Source organism: Vibrio sp. A37 (genome assembly GCF_059777565.1).
The window spans coordinates 58127-74159 of the sequence record NZ_JBLNLI010000004.1 but is presented as its reverse complement, the minus strand read 5'-3'; the positions used below and the strand labels follow the sequence as shown (position 1 = coordinate 74159).

General features: G+C 41.8%; 11 protein-coding genes. 4 read left to right on the top strand and 7 right to left on the bottom strand.

All coding sequences use genetic code 11. The annotated features are described in order from the left end of the window. Positions 1 to 38: 38 nt before the first annotated feature. On the top strand, positions 39 to 2852 hold the full coding sequence (locus ACM2FC_RS08615; protein ID WP_498480495.1) for a hypothetical protein: 2814 nt from the start codon (positions 39 to 41) through the stop codon (positions 2850 to 2852). 278 nt (positions 2853 to 3130) lie between these two features. Here the strand turns inward: ACM2FC_RS08615 and ACM2FC_RS08610 are convergent, their stop codons facing one another. The 3 genes from ACM2FC_RS08610 to ACM2FC_RS08600 form a co-directional block, all read right to left on the bottom strand. Beyond that, positions 3131 to 5131 carry a heparinase II/III domain-containing protein gene (locus ACM2FC_RS08610; RefSeq protein WP_498480494.1) on the bottom strand — a complete coding sequence of 667 codons (2001 nt, stop codon included), beginning with the start codon at positions 5129 to 5131 and terminating at the stop codon, positions 3131 to 3133. 65 nt (positions 5132 to 5196) lie between these two features. Continuing rightward, the gene (locus tag ACM2FC_RS08605) at positions 5197 to 6963 is read right to left on the bottom strand and encodes a sodium:solute symporter family protein (protein ID WP_498480493.1); all 1767 of its coding nucleotides are present in this window, start codon (positions 6961 to 6963) and stop codon (positions 5197 to 5199) included. Positions 6964 to 7204: 241 nt separating this feature from the next. Next, positions 7205 to 7990, bottom strand: a complete 786-nt coding sequence (locus tag ACM2FC_RS08600; protein WP_498480785.1) for an FCD domain-containing protein — start codon at positions 7988 to 7990, stop codon at positions 7205 to 7207. A 282-nt stretch (positions 7991 to 8272) separates the two neighbouring features. Here ACM2FC_RS08600 and ACM2FC_RS08595 point away from each other — a divergent pair, with 282 nt between their 5' ends. Both ACM2FC_RS08595 and ACM2FC_RS08590 read left to right on the top strand, forming a co-directional pair. Next, the gene (locus ACM2FC_RS08595) at positions 8273 to 10273 is read left to right on the top strand and encodes a hypothetical protein (protein ID WP_498480492.1); all 2001 of its coding nucleotides are present in this window, start codon (positions 8273 to 8275) and stop codon (positions 10271 to 10273) included. A 356-nt stretch (positions 10274 to 10629) separates the two neighbouring features. After that, on the top strand, positions 10630 to 11247 hold the full coding sequence (locus ACM2FC_RS08590) for a LysE family translocator (RefSeq protein WP_498480491.1): 618 nt from the start codon (positions 10630 to 10632) through the stop codon (positions 11245 to 11247). Positions 11248 to 12032: 785 nt separating this feature from the next. Here the strand turns inward: ACM2FC_RS08590 and ACM2FC_RS08585 are convergent. Continuing rightward, positions 12033 to 12752: an SDR family NAD(P)-dependent oxidoreductase gene (locus tag ACM2FC_RS08585; RefSeq protein ID WP_498480490.1), complete on the bottom strand. Its 720-nt coding sequence runs from the start codon at positions 12750 to 12752 to the stop codon at positions 12033 to 12035. 145 nt (positions 12753 to 12897) lie between these two features. Here ACM2FC_RS08585 and ACM2FC_RS08580 point away from each other — a divergent pair, with 145 nt between their 5' ends. Further along, on the top strand, positions 12898 to 13275 hold the full coding sequence (locus ACM2FC_RS08580) for a thiol-disulfide oxidoreductase DCC family protein (RefSeq protein ID WP_498480489.1): 378 nt from the start codon (positions 12898 to 12900) through the stop codon (positions 13273 to 13275). A 46-nt stretch (positions 13276 to 13321) separates the two neighbouring features. Here ACM2FC_RS08580 and ACM2FC_RS08575 read toward each other — a convergent pair whose 3' ends face one another. The 3 genes from ACM2FC_RS08575 to cydB form a co-directional block, all read right to left on the bottom strand. Continuing rightward, entirely contained in the window at positions 13322 to 14848 is a 1527-nt protein-coding gene (locus ACM2FC_RS08575; protein WP_498480488.1) for a cryptochrome/photolyase family protein, read from the bottom strand. 76 nt (positions 14849 to 14924) lie between these two features. Beyond that, positions 14925 to 15029: a DUF2474 family protein gene (locus ACM2FC_RS08570; RefSeq protein ID WP_498480487.1), complete on the bottom strand. Its 105-nt coding sequence runs from the start codon at positions 15027 to 15029 to the stop codon at positions 14925 to 14927. Further along, positions 15029 to 16027: a cytochrome d ubiquinol oxidase subunit II gene (gene cydB / locus ACM2FC_RS08565; protein ID WP_498480485.1), complete on the bottom strand. Its 999-nt coding sequence runs from the start codon at positions 16025 to 16027 to the stop codon at positions 15029 to 15031. Before cydB ends, ACM2FC_RS08570 begins: the two co-directional genes overlap by 1 nt. Between the last annotated feature and the right edge of the window lie 6 nt (positions 16028 to 16033).

The following is a 16033-nucleotide window of genomic DNA, read 5'->3' as shown; positions in this document are numbered from 1 at the left end:
CTTAATTGCGTTTGATTTAAGTTTTAGGAGTAAATACCATGAAAACATCAAGAAGTTTTATTGCGATAGCAATAGGGCTAACTTTATCAAGTACGGCTTATGCCTCAACAAACGACATAAAAATAAATCAAGTCGAAAAGCTCTTTGGTTTAAAACACAAAGTAGCATCGGATGAATCCCCAGTCTTGCAGGTGGGACAGGGGTACTTGCAGCATTATGATACTTCTATCCCAGCAACATGCATTCAGACAACTGATGACAATGGCGATTCACTCATACAAATAAACTATAATTCAGAGGCTCAAGTCACAACAAAAGCATCGATGTCCAGTCAAGAGTTAGATCAAAGCTTGGGGTTGAGTGCTAATGTCTCATACAGTGGACTTATAAATAAGGCTTCAGCCAGTGCTGAGTTTGCTGCAAATGCTACCCAATCGAATACGAACCTTTCCTTTACTTCTTCCTACAGTTTATTTGAAGGTACAAAACAAATCTCTGGCATGCCAACGCTTACACCAGCTGCCGAACAGATATTAGACCCGACTAGCGACACCCCAAAAGTGAATGATTTTTACGGGACGTGTGGTGATTCTTGGGTAAGTTCCCAGAACTTAGGGGGAGATTTATACACCAACGTTAAGATTCGTTTTGCCTCTAAAACAGAGTCATTGAGCTTCCAAGCTAACGTAAGTGCTAAGTATGGTTCTGTAAACGCAAGTACTGCGCTTAAATATGCGCAAAATTACAAAACAAGCGGCATCAGTATTGAAGTTTCACTATTGCAGCGAGGCGGAGACCCAACCTTGCTAGGGGACGCGGTTAATAACGATTTAACCACCTGCCAAGCCGGTACTGGCCCAGACAATATTAAAGCATGTAACGCAGTTCTTGCTGACGTGAACACATATGCCAATCATACCTTCCCTAGCGAGTTTAAAGACTCTGATGGAAACATTAATACTAAAGCGCTTTCTATTTTAAGTAGTCAATATTCAGACTATGCTAAGGCGTCAGTACCTCAAGCTGTATCTCAGCAAATAACGACAGCTGGGCAGCCAACTGCAGCAACCGTTTCCGAAAGGCAATCTGTTGTAGACGACTACAACACCTATACTGATTATCTGGGACGAGCAAAAGCGATACTCAATGACCCAAGTGTATATAGTAAACAAAGAGACAGGGTCGGCAATGTCAGTCAACAAGCTCAAACGTCGTTGAATTATATCAACCAAGCAGCCGATGAATGCTGGAGTCAAGACGAAGATTGTACAAAGGTATATCAAAATTTAGAGAGTATTTTAACTCAGAACCCTGTTAGTTTAGATGACCTTACTTCTTCATATCGAGTATATGAAGGAAATAGTGGACCACTTACTTGGGGAGTCTTCAAGTATGTCGCTGATGGTACTAAAGATGCTTCCATTACGAATAGTTATCACTTTTCTGTCGATATCCCCGACGGGTGGGTGGTAGTTAATGGAGGAGGTAGCGCTGATTCGACGACTACGTCTAATAATCTATACCAACTCATTGATTCGTATCCTGAATCTGATTTAACCGCCTGGAATATTGGTATGCGGGAGGATTATGTAAGTGCATCAAGTAAGCCTAGTTTTTCTGGCTATGCGTTTGCTATACGTATTAACCCTGACAGTTCTGCAATCAGCGATCCAAATTTCAAGTCTATGACGAGGGATCAGCTAAGAGACGTTCTTTTTGATTCTGGTACGGAAACCGGAGCTATTCATTTACAGTCAATACGAACCGATGATGTATTGAGAAACTTAACTTCACCTGAGTCTATACCTGTCGGCGCGAATCAAATACCGTTGTCCGCAGGCATCAGGATGACGAACCCAACAGATGGCGATGGTAAGGCGATTCAATCTATAGGTCTAGACTTTGCTAAGTTGGATGTCACTAATTTTGACACCGCTTCAGAGCCAAGTACAACCTTTAACAATTCTACACTAGAAAACAATGGCATTATTAAGCTCGATAATTACTTCGATACATACAACGCAAACGGAGCGAATGACAACCCTGTAGAAATGACACACTACCTCATGACGGTAGACAACTATATACCCGGATTGGGTACCGTAGATGTCAATACGGTCGCAAATCAAAAAACATTTAGCACACAAAAAGGCTTAAACGACTATACACCTCACTCACTCCAAAGTACTGTGGAAAATGTAGGCGCTTGGGTTGGCTGCCAAGCTTCAATCACAGCCGAACCAAATCGCACCATAATGCCAGGTAAGGTTCCAAATCAGGTAAACGGTATTGATGCTAATGGAGAAGGTGTAAGTTATTCTACATGTCAACCTTTAGGGAATTCCGTCTTATCAGGTGGCTTTGTACTTAACAATGGTAACGCTTCATTGGCTCTACAGGGATCAGGTGGGAAGCTAGTGGTGTATGATGCAAATGGCCCTATTTGGACCTCTAACACTCAAAGCTCACAATATACTCAGTTCTGTTTCTACCCGAATGGAATGGCATATTTAGAAACAGCAAAAGGGACGAAAAGTACAGCGTTATTCTCAGGCAAAGCTGCGATGGGAGGATTAACACTTGAAACCAATGGTGACTTAGTAACGAAGGACGCGTCTGGTAAGGTGTTATGGCAGTCAAATAGTTTTATCAACACTAGCGGTAAAAATCAGCAATCTGCTCCAGTGATTGGTGGGGTTGGCCTATGGGGCAATCAGCCTGAAACGACAGACGATAACCCAACGACATACACATGCTTAGCTGGAGCAAAACGCCTAGGATATACTCAAAGTACAGGCAGCTCAGATATATTTAAGCTAACGTCTGGTGTTACTACGATGACAATAGGGTAATTTATAACGAAATTAATTATTCAATCCCAAAAGGAGTTGGGATTGTGTTATCGGAAGAATATCAAACCATATATACTGAAAAACATCTTATATAGAAGCAATATTGTACTTATTACGTGCGTGTATAACTTTTAGCTATGTGTGGCTTCCACAGTTCCTATAAATATAATGATCTTGCTTAATCGATTCACTGTATTCTTCTCATATTCACAATATGTAACTTACATACACCAATTAAGATGACCACGAAGCAAACTTTCGTGGTCATCTATCGTCAACTAAGCAATGTTAACCGTTCCTGATTCATACTCTACTTCTATTTTTAGTACTTTGTCAGCTTTAGATAGGACCATAGACATACCTAGCTCCGACTGAATCAGCTCTGATATCTTTGCTTCCGCATCATCAGCTAGATTGTGCACAACAACCGCTGAAAAGGTTTGCTCTTGGGAACGTAAAAGAGAGTACGCTAAATCGCTGGTTGCCGGGTTATCTGGCGCATACCCGCGCAGCAGCTTAGCGTTTGAGTGGGTAAAGATCTGTTGTTTAAATTCACTCTGCCCATCAATATCGTAAGCGATCATCTGTCCATCACTCACAGGCTCTATATGGCACTGAGTCATACGCTCTAAAGGGCCAGATAACGGGTTGTCGCATTGATATTCGGATTCAAGTCCAATATGGCTTCCTCGAACGTGCCAAACCAGATCGAGCTGTTTGCCTTTCGGGTTCTCTACAGAATCAAATTCGATGGCGACATCACCTAGCCAAAGCACTTGCCTACGGAATTTAACGCCTTCATAAGCCTCATTGTCCCACTGAACTATGGTATGACTATCCACTTCTGGTTGTTCACCATTCCAATCAACTTCTACATCAAGCCATGTATAGTGTTCATCCTCTGTGAAGCTATTCACTCTAGGATTGGCAGGTGGTTGATTTTTCTGTTCAACCGCAAGTGTGTTGTGAGTTACGGTGTTTTTGTAGTAGCCATAATGCAACTCAGCGCCATAACCTGTTGTGCCGAGATCCGGCAAGATTTCTTTGCCATGACGATTGATAATCAAGCCCAAGCGATCGTAGTGATCATGTTCACCACCATACGGTGAATGTTTAACAAGTAACATGTTCTCTAGCTCGGGCTGATACATCAACGTGATACCAGACTCTTTAGCATGAATAGATCGGCACCCTAACCTCTCTTGCTCTGGTAACTCATCAACCCCGTACAAAAGCGCGTCAAGATTATTGCGGGCTTGGTTGAGGTAGATATTATGCAGTGCAGAAGCAAACAATGGTTCTCTAAACTCGCTATAGGCAAATTCAAACAAATGGCTATGTGTCAGCTTTTCTTGACCTGTTATGCAATCGTTCAGTTTAGGGAATTCACCTGTATTAGTGAGCAATGTTAGCGGGAAAGCTAACATGGTGTAGAAATTGGGTTCCGCCTTTAATGAGTGTTCTGTTTTGCGAGCCAACTTCTCAAAGTTCACAACCGCCTGAAGTGCATAGTAGTGATAATGAATTGAGCCTTCAAACCACAGGCCTTCCCCTTTCACGCCATGTTGCATTTGGTATTTCAGGCCATATTTTGAGTTAACGGCGAAATCAAGTAGCGTATTGTCATCCAGAATTAACCCGATGATGCCAATCGTGGCAGAGATTTTCACTTCGTGATTGTGCAATTGGTCGCTACGATGCTTCATTAGAAACTCAGCGCCTTCAAGGAGCAAGCGTTGCTCAATGTATTGCTGTTCATTTTCGCTCAACGCATCTTTAATGAAATCGTAACCTCGAGCAAATTCTAAATGGCAGTTGGCCTCACATAACGTCTGTGCATTGGCTTTACCCGGTCCATTATATGGAATACCGCCATGCTCTTCGTAATCTGGATAGTGCTCGGCATAACCTAATAATATTTCGCGTATTTTTTCAAAATATCTGCTTTCTTGGGTAAGCTGCCAAAGTAAGCCTAAATCATAACAAGCCTTGGAGTTTAAACCGTTTAAACCACGCCACCAAGCGCCATCGTAAGGCTCACCAGTGAGAACTTCTCCATCGACTGGGCAAACGTGTTTAGTAGGACTGTTTCGATCCCAAATTAAGCGCACCGCATGTTTCGGGCAAAAATAGTAGAGATTCCAAGTTGCTCGAGCGTCAGGAGGCACGAGAGTATCAGAGTTGAGCACAACATGGTTATCCTCAATGATTTGCGCAATGATCTCTTGGCTCGCCTTGTTGCGAATGGCTTCAATTTCCTGCTGGGTAAACTGTAACAAAATCGATCCCTATCAAATTAAAAAGTATCCAAAAAAGCCAGAGAGTTCCCCCCTCTGGCTTTCTGTTATTTCGAGGCTAATGTTTGTAAGTTAGTTGATTTAGCAGCACTCTTTAGCAATAAACTGCCCACTGTCACAATCACCATTCCACAAAAGATAAAGGCCATTCTTCCCCAAAAAGGATTCGGTATTAATACCATCAGTGACACTAGAGAACCAAACACCAAGATCAATTTACCTAGCATATTGCGTTGTTGGCGATCCATCTCATCCTGACCTTCCTGTGCAACAACTGGTGTGGAAACATCTTGCCAAAAGTCTGCCATTTCCTTACTGCGATCTTTCGCTGGCTCTTTATAGAACTTCGTTGTCAGACAGAAGAAACCACCAGTAATAAATAAGTGAGCAATAATGCCATTCATTACTTTGAAGTCTGCCACTTCACGGCCTGTGAACGGATGACTTAAACCCAACCAGCCGTTAATCACTTCTGGAGTTATGACAAAGCTTACCAAGTAAGACACTATCATCCCCACGACCAAAGTCGCCCAAGCAGCACAGTCAGGTGTTTTCTTGATAAAAATGCCAAAGAATAGAGGAACAAGAATTGGCATTTGAAGAAGGGTGCTCACGTACATCATTGCATCGAACAAACTTAGCCCACGTAAGGAGTTTATGAACAGCGCAACCATGATTATTAGCGCGCCAAAGATCATTGTGACGATTTGGCTGACAACCATTAGCTTCTTGTCAGACGCTTTCTTATCGACAATTGGAGAGTAGAAGTTGCGTACAAACACGCCCGCATTTCGATTTAGCCCTGAGTCCATAGAAGACATCGTTGCCGCAAACACGGCTGACATTAGTAAGCCGACCATACCCACTGGCATAACATTTTCAACAAATACCAGATACACGGCATCAGCAGCTTTCTTGCCAAGAGCAGCTGCGTGAACTGTGGCAGCGTCTGGGTATATAACCGCAGTCACCCAAGGTGGTAAGAACCAAATTGCTGGCCCAATCAGCATCAAAACAAACGCGAGCAGTGCGGCTTTTCGTGCATTGGTCGAATCTTTTGCCGTTAAAAAGCGATAAGAATCCTGCATGTTGTTAATGTTCATCAACTGCTTGGCGAACATAAATATAAACCAAGAAATAAATAATAGTGGATAGTTCATCCCCGATCCCATAATGCTTTCAGCCGGGAACTTCTCAATCAAGTTAACTGGGCCACCAATTTTAATCAACGCGGCCACTGCGCAAACCACGGTTACCGCCATAATAACAACCATCTGAACAAAGTCTGAAGCTACGACGCCCCATGCTCCACCAAGCGCTGAGATAAACAGTACAATCAGCCCTGTTACGATAATGGTTGTTTCAATATCTACCTTAAATACCGCACTCACAAACAAGGCTAATCCGTTCAGCCAAATCCCGGTATAAACCACACTCGTTGGCATGGTTGCCCATGTAAACACCTGCTCATTCGTGGTACCAAAACGGCGGCGGACACCCTCTATTGGAGTGACAACTCGCATTTGACGAAAACGATAAGAAAAGAAGTACCATGATAAAAGGAAGCCAAAAGCGTTGGCCATAAAGATAACCATGATGGGGAATCCATCGGTAAAGGCTTTCCCTGCAGCCCCTGTGAAAGTCCAAGCACTAAATTGGGTCATAAAGGCGGTGGAACCGACCATCCACCAAAGCATCTTGCCGCCCCCACGAAAATAGTCACTGGTCGAGTTACCAGCAAAACGTTTAAAGATAACCCCTATTGCAATCATAAAAACAAAATAAACACCAACAACGAGCATATCGACATTCATGTCAACTCCTTTTCTAATATTCTGTTGTATTTTTATTTTTTAAAACTATGTTTCATTATTGCAGGTATAATGTTTTATCAAAGTGGTTTAATTAGGATTTGTGACATGAGATATGCAAAAGTCATATACTCACTTTCAGGTTATTTGTAGAAAAAATGTAAATAAATAGTGCGCAAAAACCTCAGGCTACTTAAGCAGCCTGAGGTTATCATTCAACGAGAACAAGATATGTTAATTGACGTTATTCTTCGTCCATCAAGATGACGGGGTTAGAGCTGAACAAGTAGCCATCAAAGTTAGGGTCATCAATATCAGACAGTTCCAACAGCCTCTGTTTGACGTTTTCGAGATGTTGCCACATACAACTTTTAGCAAGTACTGGATCTTTTCTTTGTAGCGCAGATAGCACTCGCGCGTGGTCTTCTATCCACTCCTCTCGATAGCCGTGAGTGCTAATCCGTGCATGAAGCTTTTTCCACATTGGGCTGGTTTTTCGTCTTTCCCATGTTTGCTGAACCATATCGACCAAGACTGAGTTTTGAGTCGCTTCGGCGATGCATAAGTGAAATTTTTCATCACCAAAACAATCCTCAGTGCCCTTCTCTAGCTCCTCTGTTTCTAGCCTGAGTGCTTCTTTCATTTTAGCAATATCGCTTGGTGTGACTTGGGTTGCAGCAAATTCAGCAATGTTACTTTCTAAGAATTGACGTGCCTGAAGGATCTCAAACGGACCCGCATCATCGGAGATGACTTTTTCGCTCAGATTAGATGGAGATGGGACATTGAGGACATAAACGCCTGACCCTTTTTTCACCTCTACTAGGTTTTCGAGCTCAAGCATGATGATTGCCTCCCTGATCACAGTTCGGCTCACATTTAAGCGCTCTGCAATGTCCCTCTCTGGAGGCAACCTGTCTCCCTTTTTGAAAGAGCCTTCGATGAGCTCTTTTCGTAAAATGAGTCCTATTTCTTGATAGCGTCTTTTCGGTTCAAAAGGCAGCATGGTGATTCTATCACTTCGATCTATTGGTGTTGTTAGCTAATGATATACCCAACTCAGGCGAAGATGCTAGCTTCCACTATACGTAGCAAGGGCTAACGGACTCTGACCAAACGAATTTAAACCTATTGAGAGCACCTATTCTAATTTTATTCACTTAAACATAGTTCACATTTTTGTTTAAAAAACTATCAATAAAATAAGGTTTGTGAAAAATTAAAATAGCGTTTTACATATGCAAAATTAATTATAAATATAATTTTTCTTTATTTAGATTGAATGTTATCCAAAAAATAAAAGGCATAGAACATGAAGTTTAAAGCAGTGACAAAAACGACTATTTTACTCAGTGCACTAATCAAAGTAGCTATAGTCAATGCATCACCTGGCTACAATCAAGGAGGTCCAATTCCAACGGAGTATGACCGAATTATAGATGCAACAGAATATGGAGTGGTGGCCAACGACGGCCTGGATGATTCAGCTGCCCTACAATCCATCATTGATTCACAGATCGATGCAAACTCAGATAAGCTTGTCGCGATCCAGCTTCCAACTGGTGTGATTAACATTAGCGATGAAATTCACGTCGATAAGTCTGGTGTCATAATCAAAGGAATGGGGAGTGACCCAGCAACAGGTACGCAGATTGTTGTTAAATCTTGGGCCCCTTACGGAGTCGACAGTGAGAATGCTCCTGACTTCGATAAAAAATATTGGCCCGGGTTTGGTGCATTTAGAGTCGAAACAAGAGAAAAACACAGCAAGGAACCAAACTACGAAGGTAGCATCAACTTCCATTGGAAGCATTCGATAGAATTCGCCAAAACCGCCAAAATCGGTGATACCAGTGTTTTCCTTGAATCAGGCAAGGCAAAGGAGTTTACTGTCGGCGGGTTAATCTATATTGGCGCGGCAAACGATGAAGCATTTCTCGATAAAGGGCAAGTGCCTGAATCTCGCCGCTCTGCTTCTCACATTACGACAGGTCATATGAGGACTCAGATATTTAAAGTGCTGGCAGTTAATACTTCAACTGATGAAGTCACCCTTGACCGCCCTTTAGAGTTCGATCTCCCACTGCAAAATGAATCTGGTTACGACAGCCGCGCGATGCCTGTCACTGCAATACAAAATTTTGGCCTACAAGACTTCTATATGACCATGGATACAAAAGGAAGCCATTGTGAAAGCTACAACGCTGGCGAGTACTCTGAAGAAAATCCTAACGGTGTATTACACCGATACGAAAATGTTTGTCCTCAAGATGCCATTCATGGCGTCATCCTAAAATGGGCTTACAACGGCTGGGTCGATAACTTGAATATTGAGATGATTGGTTCACACCCTATCGTTACTGAGTTTGCCAAGGATATTACGATCTCTAACAACACAATCAATGGTTCATGGAACAAAGGTGCAGGAGGCAATGGATACTTGCGAAGCTCTAAACTGTATGACAGTTGGATCAAAAACAACAATATTCAAAATATTCGCCACCTAGCAATACAGTGGTCCGCAACTGGCAACATCGTTGAAAATAACTACCTCAACGAAGACTTGAATCTACACGGCGGTTGGGAGCGCAATAACCTAATTCGCAACAATGTGATTGAAGTGCCGTTTGAACACCGAAGCTGGGCAAATGGTGCACCTGAGCCGGATGCAACATGGCAACCTATCTGGTACGGCTCTGGAGATCACGCGAGTAAATGGTCTGGCCCGACAGGCCCGAATAATGTACTGCTTAACAATACGTTAAAGAAAGCTAAAGCGGAAGGCGATGCTATCTCCGACTGGGGTATGTTTAATGCTACCGATGTAGAATATGCATTGGCTTGGGATGGCAGCGAATTTAAACATTTGAACATTGACGGCACACCAGTCGAAACGTGGAATCAGAAAATCGCCGAAGGCGTCTATTCTCAAATTCCAAATTCAGGTGTCAGCACCGAAGGAGGCTCTTGGCAACGACCAATGACGGATATTTCCGACAACGATGATCCCTCTGATCCACCTTCAACCGGCGACTGTGTACTTACCCATTATGTATGGAATGACAAACAAGAGATCGAATTGTCAGATAACTTCTGTTTACAAATCGACAGAGACTTGTCCGATAAAACCGTACAAATCTGGGACAGCGATGTCAATAGTAGCTGCGATTTTAGAGGGTCAGTGAAAAGCCTTGATGGAACAGGGGAAATCTCTGTTACTTCCAACTACGTTAGCCAAAAAGGACTAACCGGAACAGTCATCTATTTCGAACCTAACAATAGCTGCCAATATCTGAAGTTTAGGGCGTATTGATGTAACCAATGTCGTTAGGGTATGTTGATATTCTACAAGAATCACTGTCACGGTTTGTTAGGTGTAGTTATAGGATATTCTCTCTTGTGGTAAACCGATCGAGTTGATGTGTAACCTAAAAAGTCAACTGCCCTAAATTACTTCTTTTCTGCATACCGCTGAAAAGATATATCTGATAGTGTCTTAACTTTTGGCCTTGGGCTTAATCAGCACATGTCCCAACAAATACAATTTCGACACAGATGTTACACAGGAGTCCCAAGACCTTAATATTACGGCGTGAGCAAAAATATTGATTAAGTCTAAATATCTATGTTAAAACCACGGTGGGGTTTCTTTTATTGGGGGATACTGAAATGTCAATTGAAAGCGCATTAACCTTCTTTTTTGTCATGGTCGTTTTTAGTATTACTCCAGGACCAGGGGTATTTGCATTACTTGCTCGAGCTTTAGTCTCAGGCACAAGAAACTGTTTTACTCTAGCCATTGGTATGGTTTGTTCTGATTTAATTTATCTTATATTAGCCTGCTTAGGATTAGCAACTGTAGCTGAGCACTTTACCGAAGTGTTTACAGTAATCCGATATATAGGAGCGATCTACCTCATCTATCTAGGCTATAAAATGTTTAAAACACTTCCTCAAATGAAAAATGAAGAGATTAAACTAGAAAGCAAATCCCATAGAGCTAGTTTTTTACAAGGTTTCTTAATTTCTGCATCAAACCCAAAAGTCATCCTTTTTTATATTGCGTTTTTGCCGACTTTTATTGATCTTACTACGCTACACTCGACTGATATCGCCTTAGTAGCAATATTGGCTGCCATGGCACTCATCCTTGGCTTAATGTTTGTCGCATATTGCGCAGGCAAAGCAGCAAAATTGTTAAAGTCTCAATCAGCACACCGTAAACTAAATAAAAGTGCTGGAGGAATTATGATTTTAGCGGGCACTTATTTAGCGTTGAATAAATAATTTTATATCTATGTATTGATAGATGTCGCCGCCAATAAAGCGTTAAGTTGGCGGTACAAATTATGCTATTTTAAGATCATAAACCTCAAAAGTCATAGCAAGTGTTTTTCTATTTTTTATCGATAAGTGTTTTAGACAGATAAAAAAAAGTCACCCCTTCTTTCGAAGTGAGTGACCAAACATAAGACTTTAAAAGAGTGTAAAATCATCGGCTATGATGAACATTGAATAGGTCGTGTCCAAGCTTCCATATCCTTATGCAGTTCAGTCAATCCATGACAGCTTTGGAAACTTCAACCTATATGTCCTGACATTTGCTATAACTTACCTTTCCGTTATAAACCCTGTTCAGAACAGGTATAGCTAACGGAGTGAATGGGTACTAATTCATTCGACAACCTTAACTACTCTCAGTATGCAAGATGAAGTCTTGCTCAGAGAACGTGAGACTAATCGAAACCCTGTGCCCACAAATTAACATCCGCACCAATATTCGTTCGATAAGGAAAGGCTTATCTAATTGAAAATACGCATGTTTCCCTGCGAAACAGTCCGAAGGTTGCTTTCAAACCACGTAGACCAACTAACCTGAGTTTTAACCAGTCAGCTCTGAATGACTGTATGGTAGGCCATCATCCCAGCCTTTTTATTGATCTAGATCAATAAAACTTAATTATTCCGTATAATTTACGCAATAATTTCGAGGTAATAGATTTTCTCTTTAATTCTATTGGACAGAAAGTTAGTTTGTGATCGTTGTATGACCACCAACTAACACTACAACATCAAGGCAGGATTTCTTTTCCATCCCAAGCGAAGCATCGACCACTGTGCTCCAATGTAAGAGCGTCAATCGTGTCTAGTAAGCAAGCAACTGAAAAGTCTGGAGTAAACAGCTTTTTACTGTCAACATTATGCTGAAACGGTTTTGATAATGGGCTGTCTACGGTTCCGGGGTGCAGGCCGACAACAATGGCATTTTTGTTGATCCTACTAGTTTCTAATGCTGCTGTTTTGATAATCATGTTCAAAGCCGCTTTAGAAGCTCGATAGGAATACCACCCCCCTAATCGGTTATCTGAAATGCTACCAACACGAGCAGATAGCGCTGCAAAAACACAGCGTTTTCGTCGATTCAGTTTAGGAATGAAGTGTTTAGCCATAATAGATGGGATAATGGTGTTAACTGAAAAAACTTTATTGAAGTTATCCATTGAAAAGTCCTTCAACGATTTTTCAGGATTCAGCTTGCCTTCATGAAGTAAACCTGTCGCAATAAAAACCATATCAACTGGCACTTGAGAGCTGACCACTTTCGCAGCTTCACATATGGTGTGTTCATCAAAGTAATCCACAACACGCTCTTTGACATTACCAGAGACTTTGTTGGTCTTGTCACGACAAAACGCATGAATATCCGCGGCAGGGTAAAGTTCTGCGACTTTTTGGGTAAAAGCGCTTCCAATTGCACCTGAGCTCCCGATAACAACGATATTTCGGTACATAGCTGCCGTCCTTACTTTGTTAGTGGTATGGCTTGTATAAAATTACGGGAGGGATGAGATCAAAGATCAACTATTGAAAAAATTATGTGATCTTTTCGTTCAATAAATACGTTTTTTATCTTGAGAGTAGAAAAGAGAAGATTGTATGGCTTTATTAACGATATTTTATGATGGTAGCTGCCCGCTATGTGTAAAAGAAATAACCGCACTTTTAAGGCAAGACAGAGAAAATAGCATAGAAGCAATCGACATTATGTCAGCCGACTTAAGCCGCTACACGGAAATTGACGTACGCAAAGCCAAAACGATTCTTCATGCACTAGACGACCAAAAAAAGCTTCTTTTGGGTTTGGATGCCGCGCACAAAGCTTGGGAGATAGTAGGAAAAGGCTGGTTGTATGCCCCTTTGAGATGGAGGTTGATAAAACCGTTGGCGGATAAGCTCTATTTAGTTTTTGCCAAAAATCGCTATCGAATATCGTTATTATTAACTGGAAGCTCAAGATGCAGCTGCATCAAATAACTAGCTTGAAGTGCCATCAACAACAAATTGTTAAGGTTCCGATGCCTTATCTCTTAAGACTTTCTAAGAAAGTTAAACTATCTGACTCAATTGATTTTTTCTTGCTTTCACTCATTCTATCATAAGTCGTGTACATCATACTTACTCGTCGATTTGACTGGAGTTTGGCTCGATTTCTAGCAAGAAAGTTCCAATAGAGGTAGTTAAACGGACAAGCCTCAGGCCCCGATTTTTCAGCGACTTTAAATTTGCAGTTTCTGCAGTAGTCCGACATTTTATTAATATAAGCGCCGCCAGACGCGTAAGGTTTGCTTGCTAAGAATCCACCATCAGCAAACAAGATCATGCCTGTGACATTTGGCAACTCTACCCACTCGAACGCGTCAGCGTAAACAATTAGAAACCATTCGTTCACCTGTTTAGGAGCTACGCCAGCAAGAAGAGCAAAGTTTCCCAACACCATCAGCCTCTGAATATGATGAGCATAGGCATTCTTACTGGTCTCTTTTACACATTGCCGGATACAGTTCATTTGACAATTACCCGACCAGTAAAAGTCTGGTAAATCCCGATTAGCGTCTAGATAGTTACTTTCGGCATATTCAGGCATGGTTAACCAGTATATTCCCCTAACATATTCGCGCCATCCAAGGATTTGTCTTATGAAACCCTCGACGGCATTTAACGGAGCAGAACCCTCAAAATACGCCTCTTCAGCTGCCTTGATACATTCGAGTGGTAACAACAAACCTGTATTGAGATAGAAGCTAATATGAGAGTGATACATCCATGGTTCACCTTCAAGCATCGCGTCCTGAAAGTCGCCGAACGAACTGAGCCTATGCTCAATGAATTCTTTCAGTACAACAAGAGCTTGTTCTCTAGTGACAGAAAAGTAAAAAGGTTCTAACTCACCAAAGTGGTCAGGAAAACGCTTATCTACCAGCCGCATAACCTCTGTTGTAATTTGGTCCGGTGCAAAAGTTGTTGGGGTAGGTATTCTAACGTCGCTTTTTGGCGTTTTTCTATTTTGGGTGTCAAAGTTCCATTTTCCACCAACAGGGCTGTTTTCGTTCATTAACACATCGTACTTTTTACGCATCTCACGATAAAAATACTCCATTCTGAGTTGTTTCCTGCCACTCGCCCATACAGAAAATATTTCCGGTGAGCTTAGGAAGCGATCGTCAGAACGTATGTCTACTGGTATATTCAGCTCTGATGACCAACCCTTGATTGATTCCAATACGCGGTATTCACTTGGTTGAGTGACAACGACGCTATCAGGTTGATGTTGCTTTACAAATCGCTCAACTTCGCTCTGAAAACTACCACTATTCCCTTTTTCTTCTAAAGTGACGTACTCGACGTTATAACCCTTTTGGCGTAACTCTTGGGCAAAATGACGCATTGCAGAAAAAATAAATGCGATTTTCTTTTTGTGGTGTTTGACATAAGTTGCTTCATCCCAGACTTCACACATCAATAGAATATCGTTGTCACGGTCGCAGCCATTTAGACTGGAAATAGAATGGGAAAGCTGGTCCCCTAATATCAACCTCAGCGTACTCATTACTAAAACTCCTTTAAACATCGAGGCAATGCTTTTATCTACGAAGGCATTACGATACCGATTCGTCTATCGCTACTTAGCCAATCACAAACCTGATAAGATAAGCGAACAAAGAAAGGGCCAACACACTTGCTGTCCAAATCAACAAAAACCACAAACACTGTTTAGTAAGCTGGCGCATCAATGATACCTATCTTCATGGTTTAACCTACCTCTGAACACCCAATATGCGTATGCGCTGTAGCCAATAATGGTAGGCAACAAAAAGCAGGTTCCAACAAGTAAAAATGTCAAACTACTGGCTGGCGCAGCAGCCTCCACATAAGTCAACGTAAAGGGAACAATGTAGGGATAGGTACTTATAGCAAAACCAACAAAGGATATCAGGAATAGCGCCACACCAAATAGATAAGCACTCCCCCCTTTGCACTCGTTGAGCGCTTTAAAAAGTTGCCAAACAAATAATAATGCTGACAAAGGGACTAACAAGTAAATTAACCCATTTGGGAAACTAAACCAGCGATTAAAAATAATGTCGTTAGTAAAAGGTAGCCAAACGCTTACCACTGAAATACACAGCACCAATCCTAGTCCCCAATTCTTGGTCACACCGTAGTAACGTTCAGCGATATCCTCTGGCAATTTCATGATTAGCCAGCAACCACCAAGCAAAATATAGGCACAAACAGTGGACAAACCGCAAAACAAAGTGAAAGGCGTCAACCAATCAAACCATCCTCCGGAATAAGCCCGTCCACTCATTTCTATGCCTTGAAGCAGCGTTCCTAGCATAATGCCCTGCATGACTGTAGCACTTAACGAGCCGACAAAAAAAGCCTTATCCCACAAAAACTTACCTTTCTTTGTTTTAAAACGATATTCGAACGACACTCCTCTCAACACCAATCCAAGAAGCATGATGGTAACTGGCGCATAAAACGCAGGCATGGTCACTGAGTACGCCAAGGGAAACACAGCAAACAAGCCTCCTCCTCCTAATACCAGCCAAGTTTCGTTCCCATCCCAAACAGGCGCGATGCTATTCATCATCAAGTCTCTCTCAGCTTGATTTGACGCGAAAGGAAAAAGGATCCCTATTCCCAAATCAAATCCATCCAATACCACATAGATGAGTACTGCTAACCCTATGATGCCGTACCAAATTAATGCAATGTCCATACATAT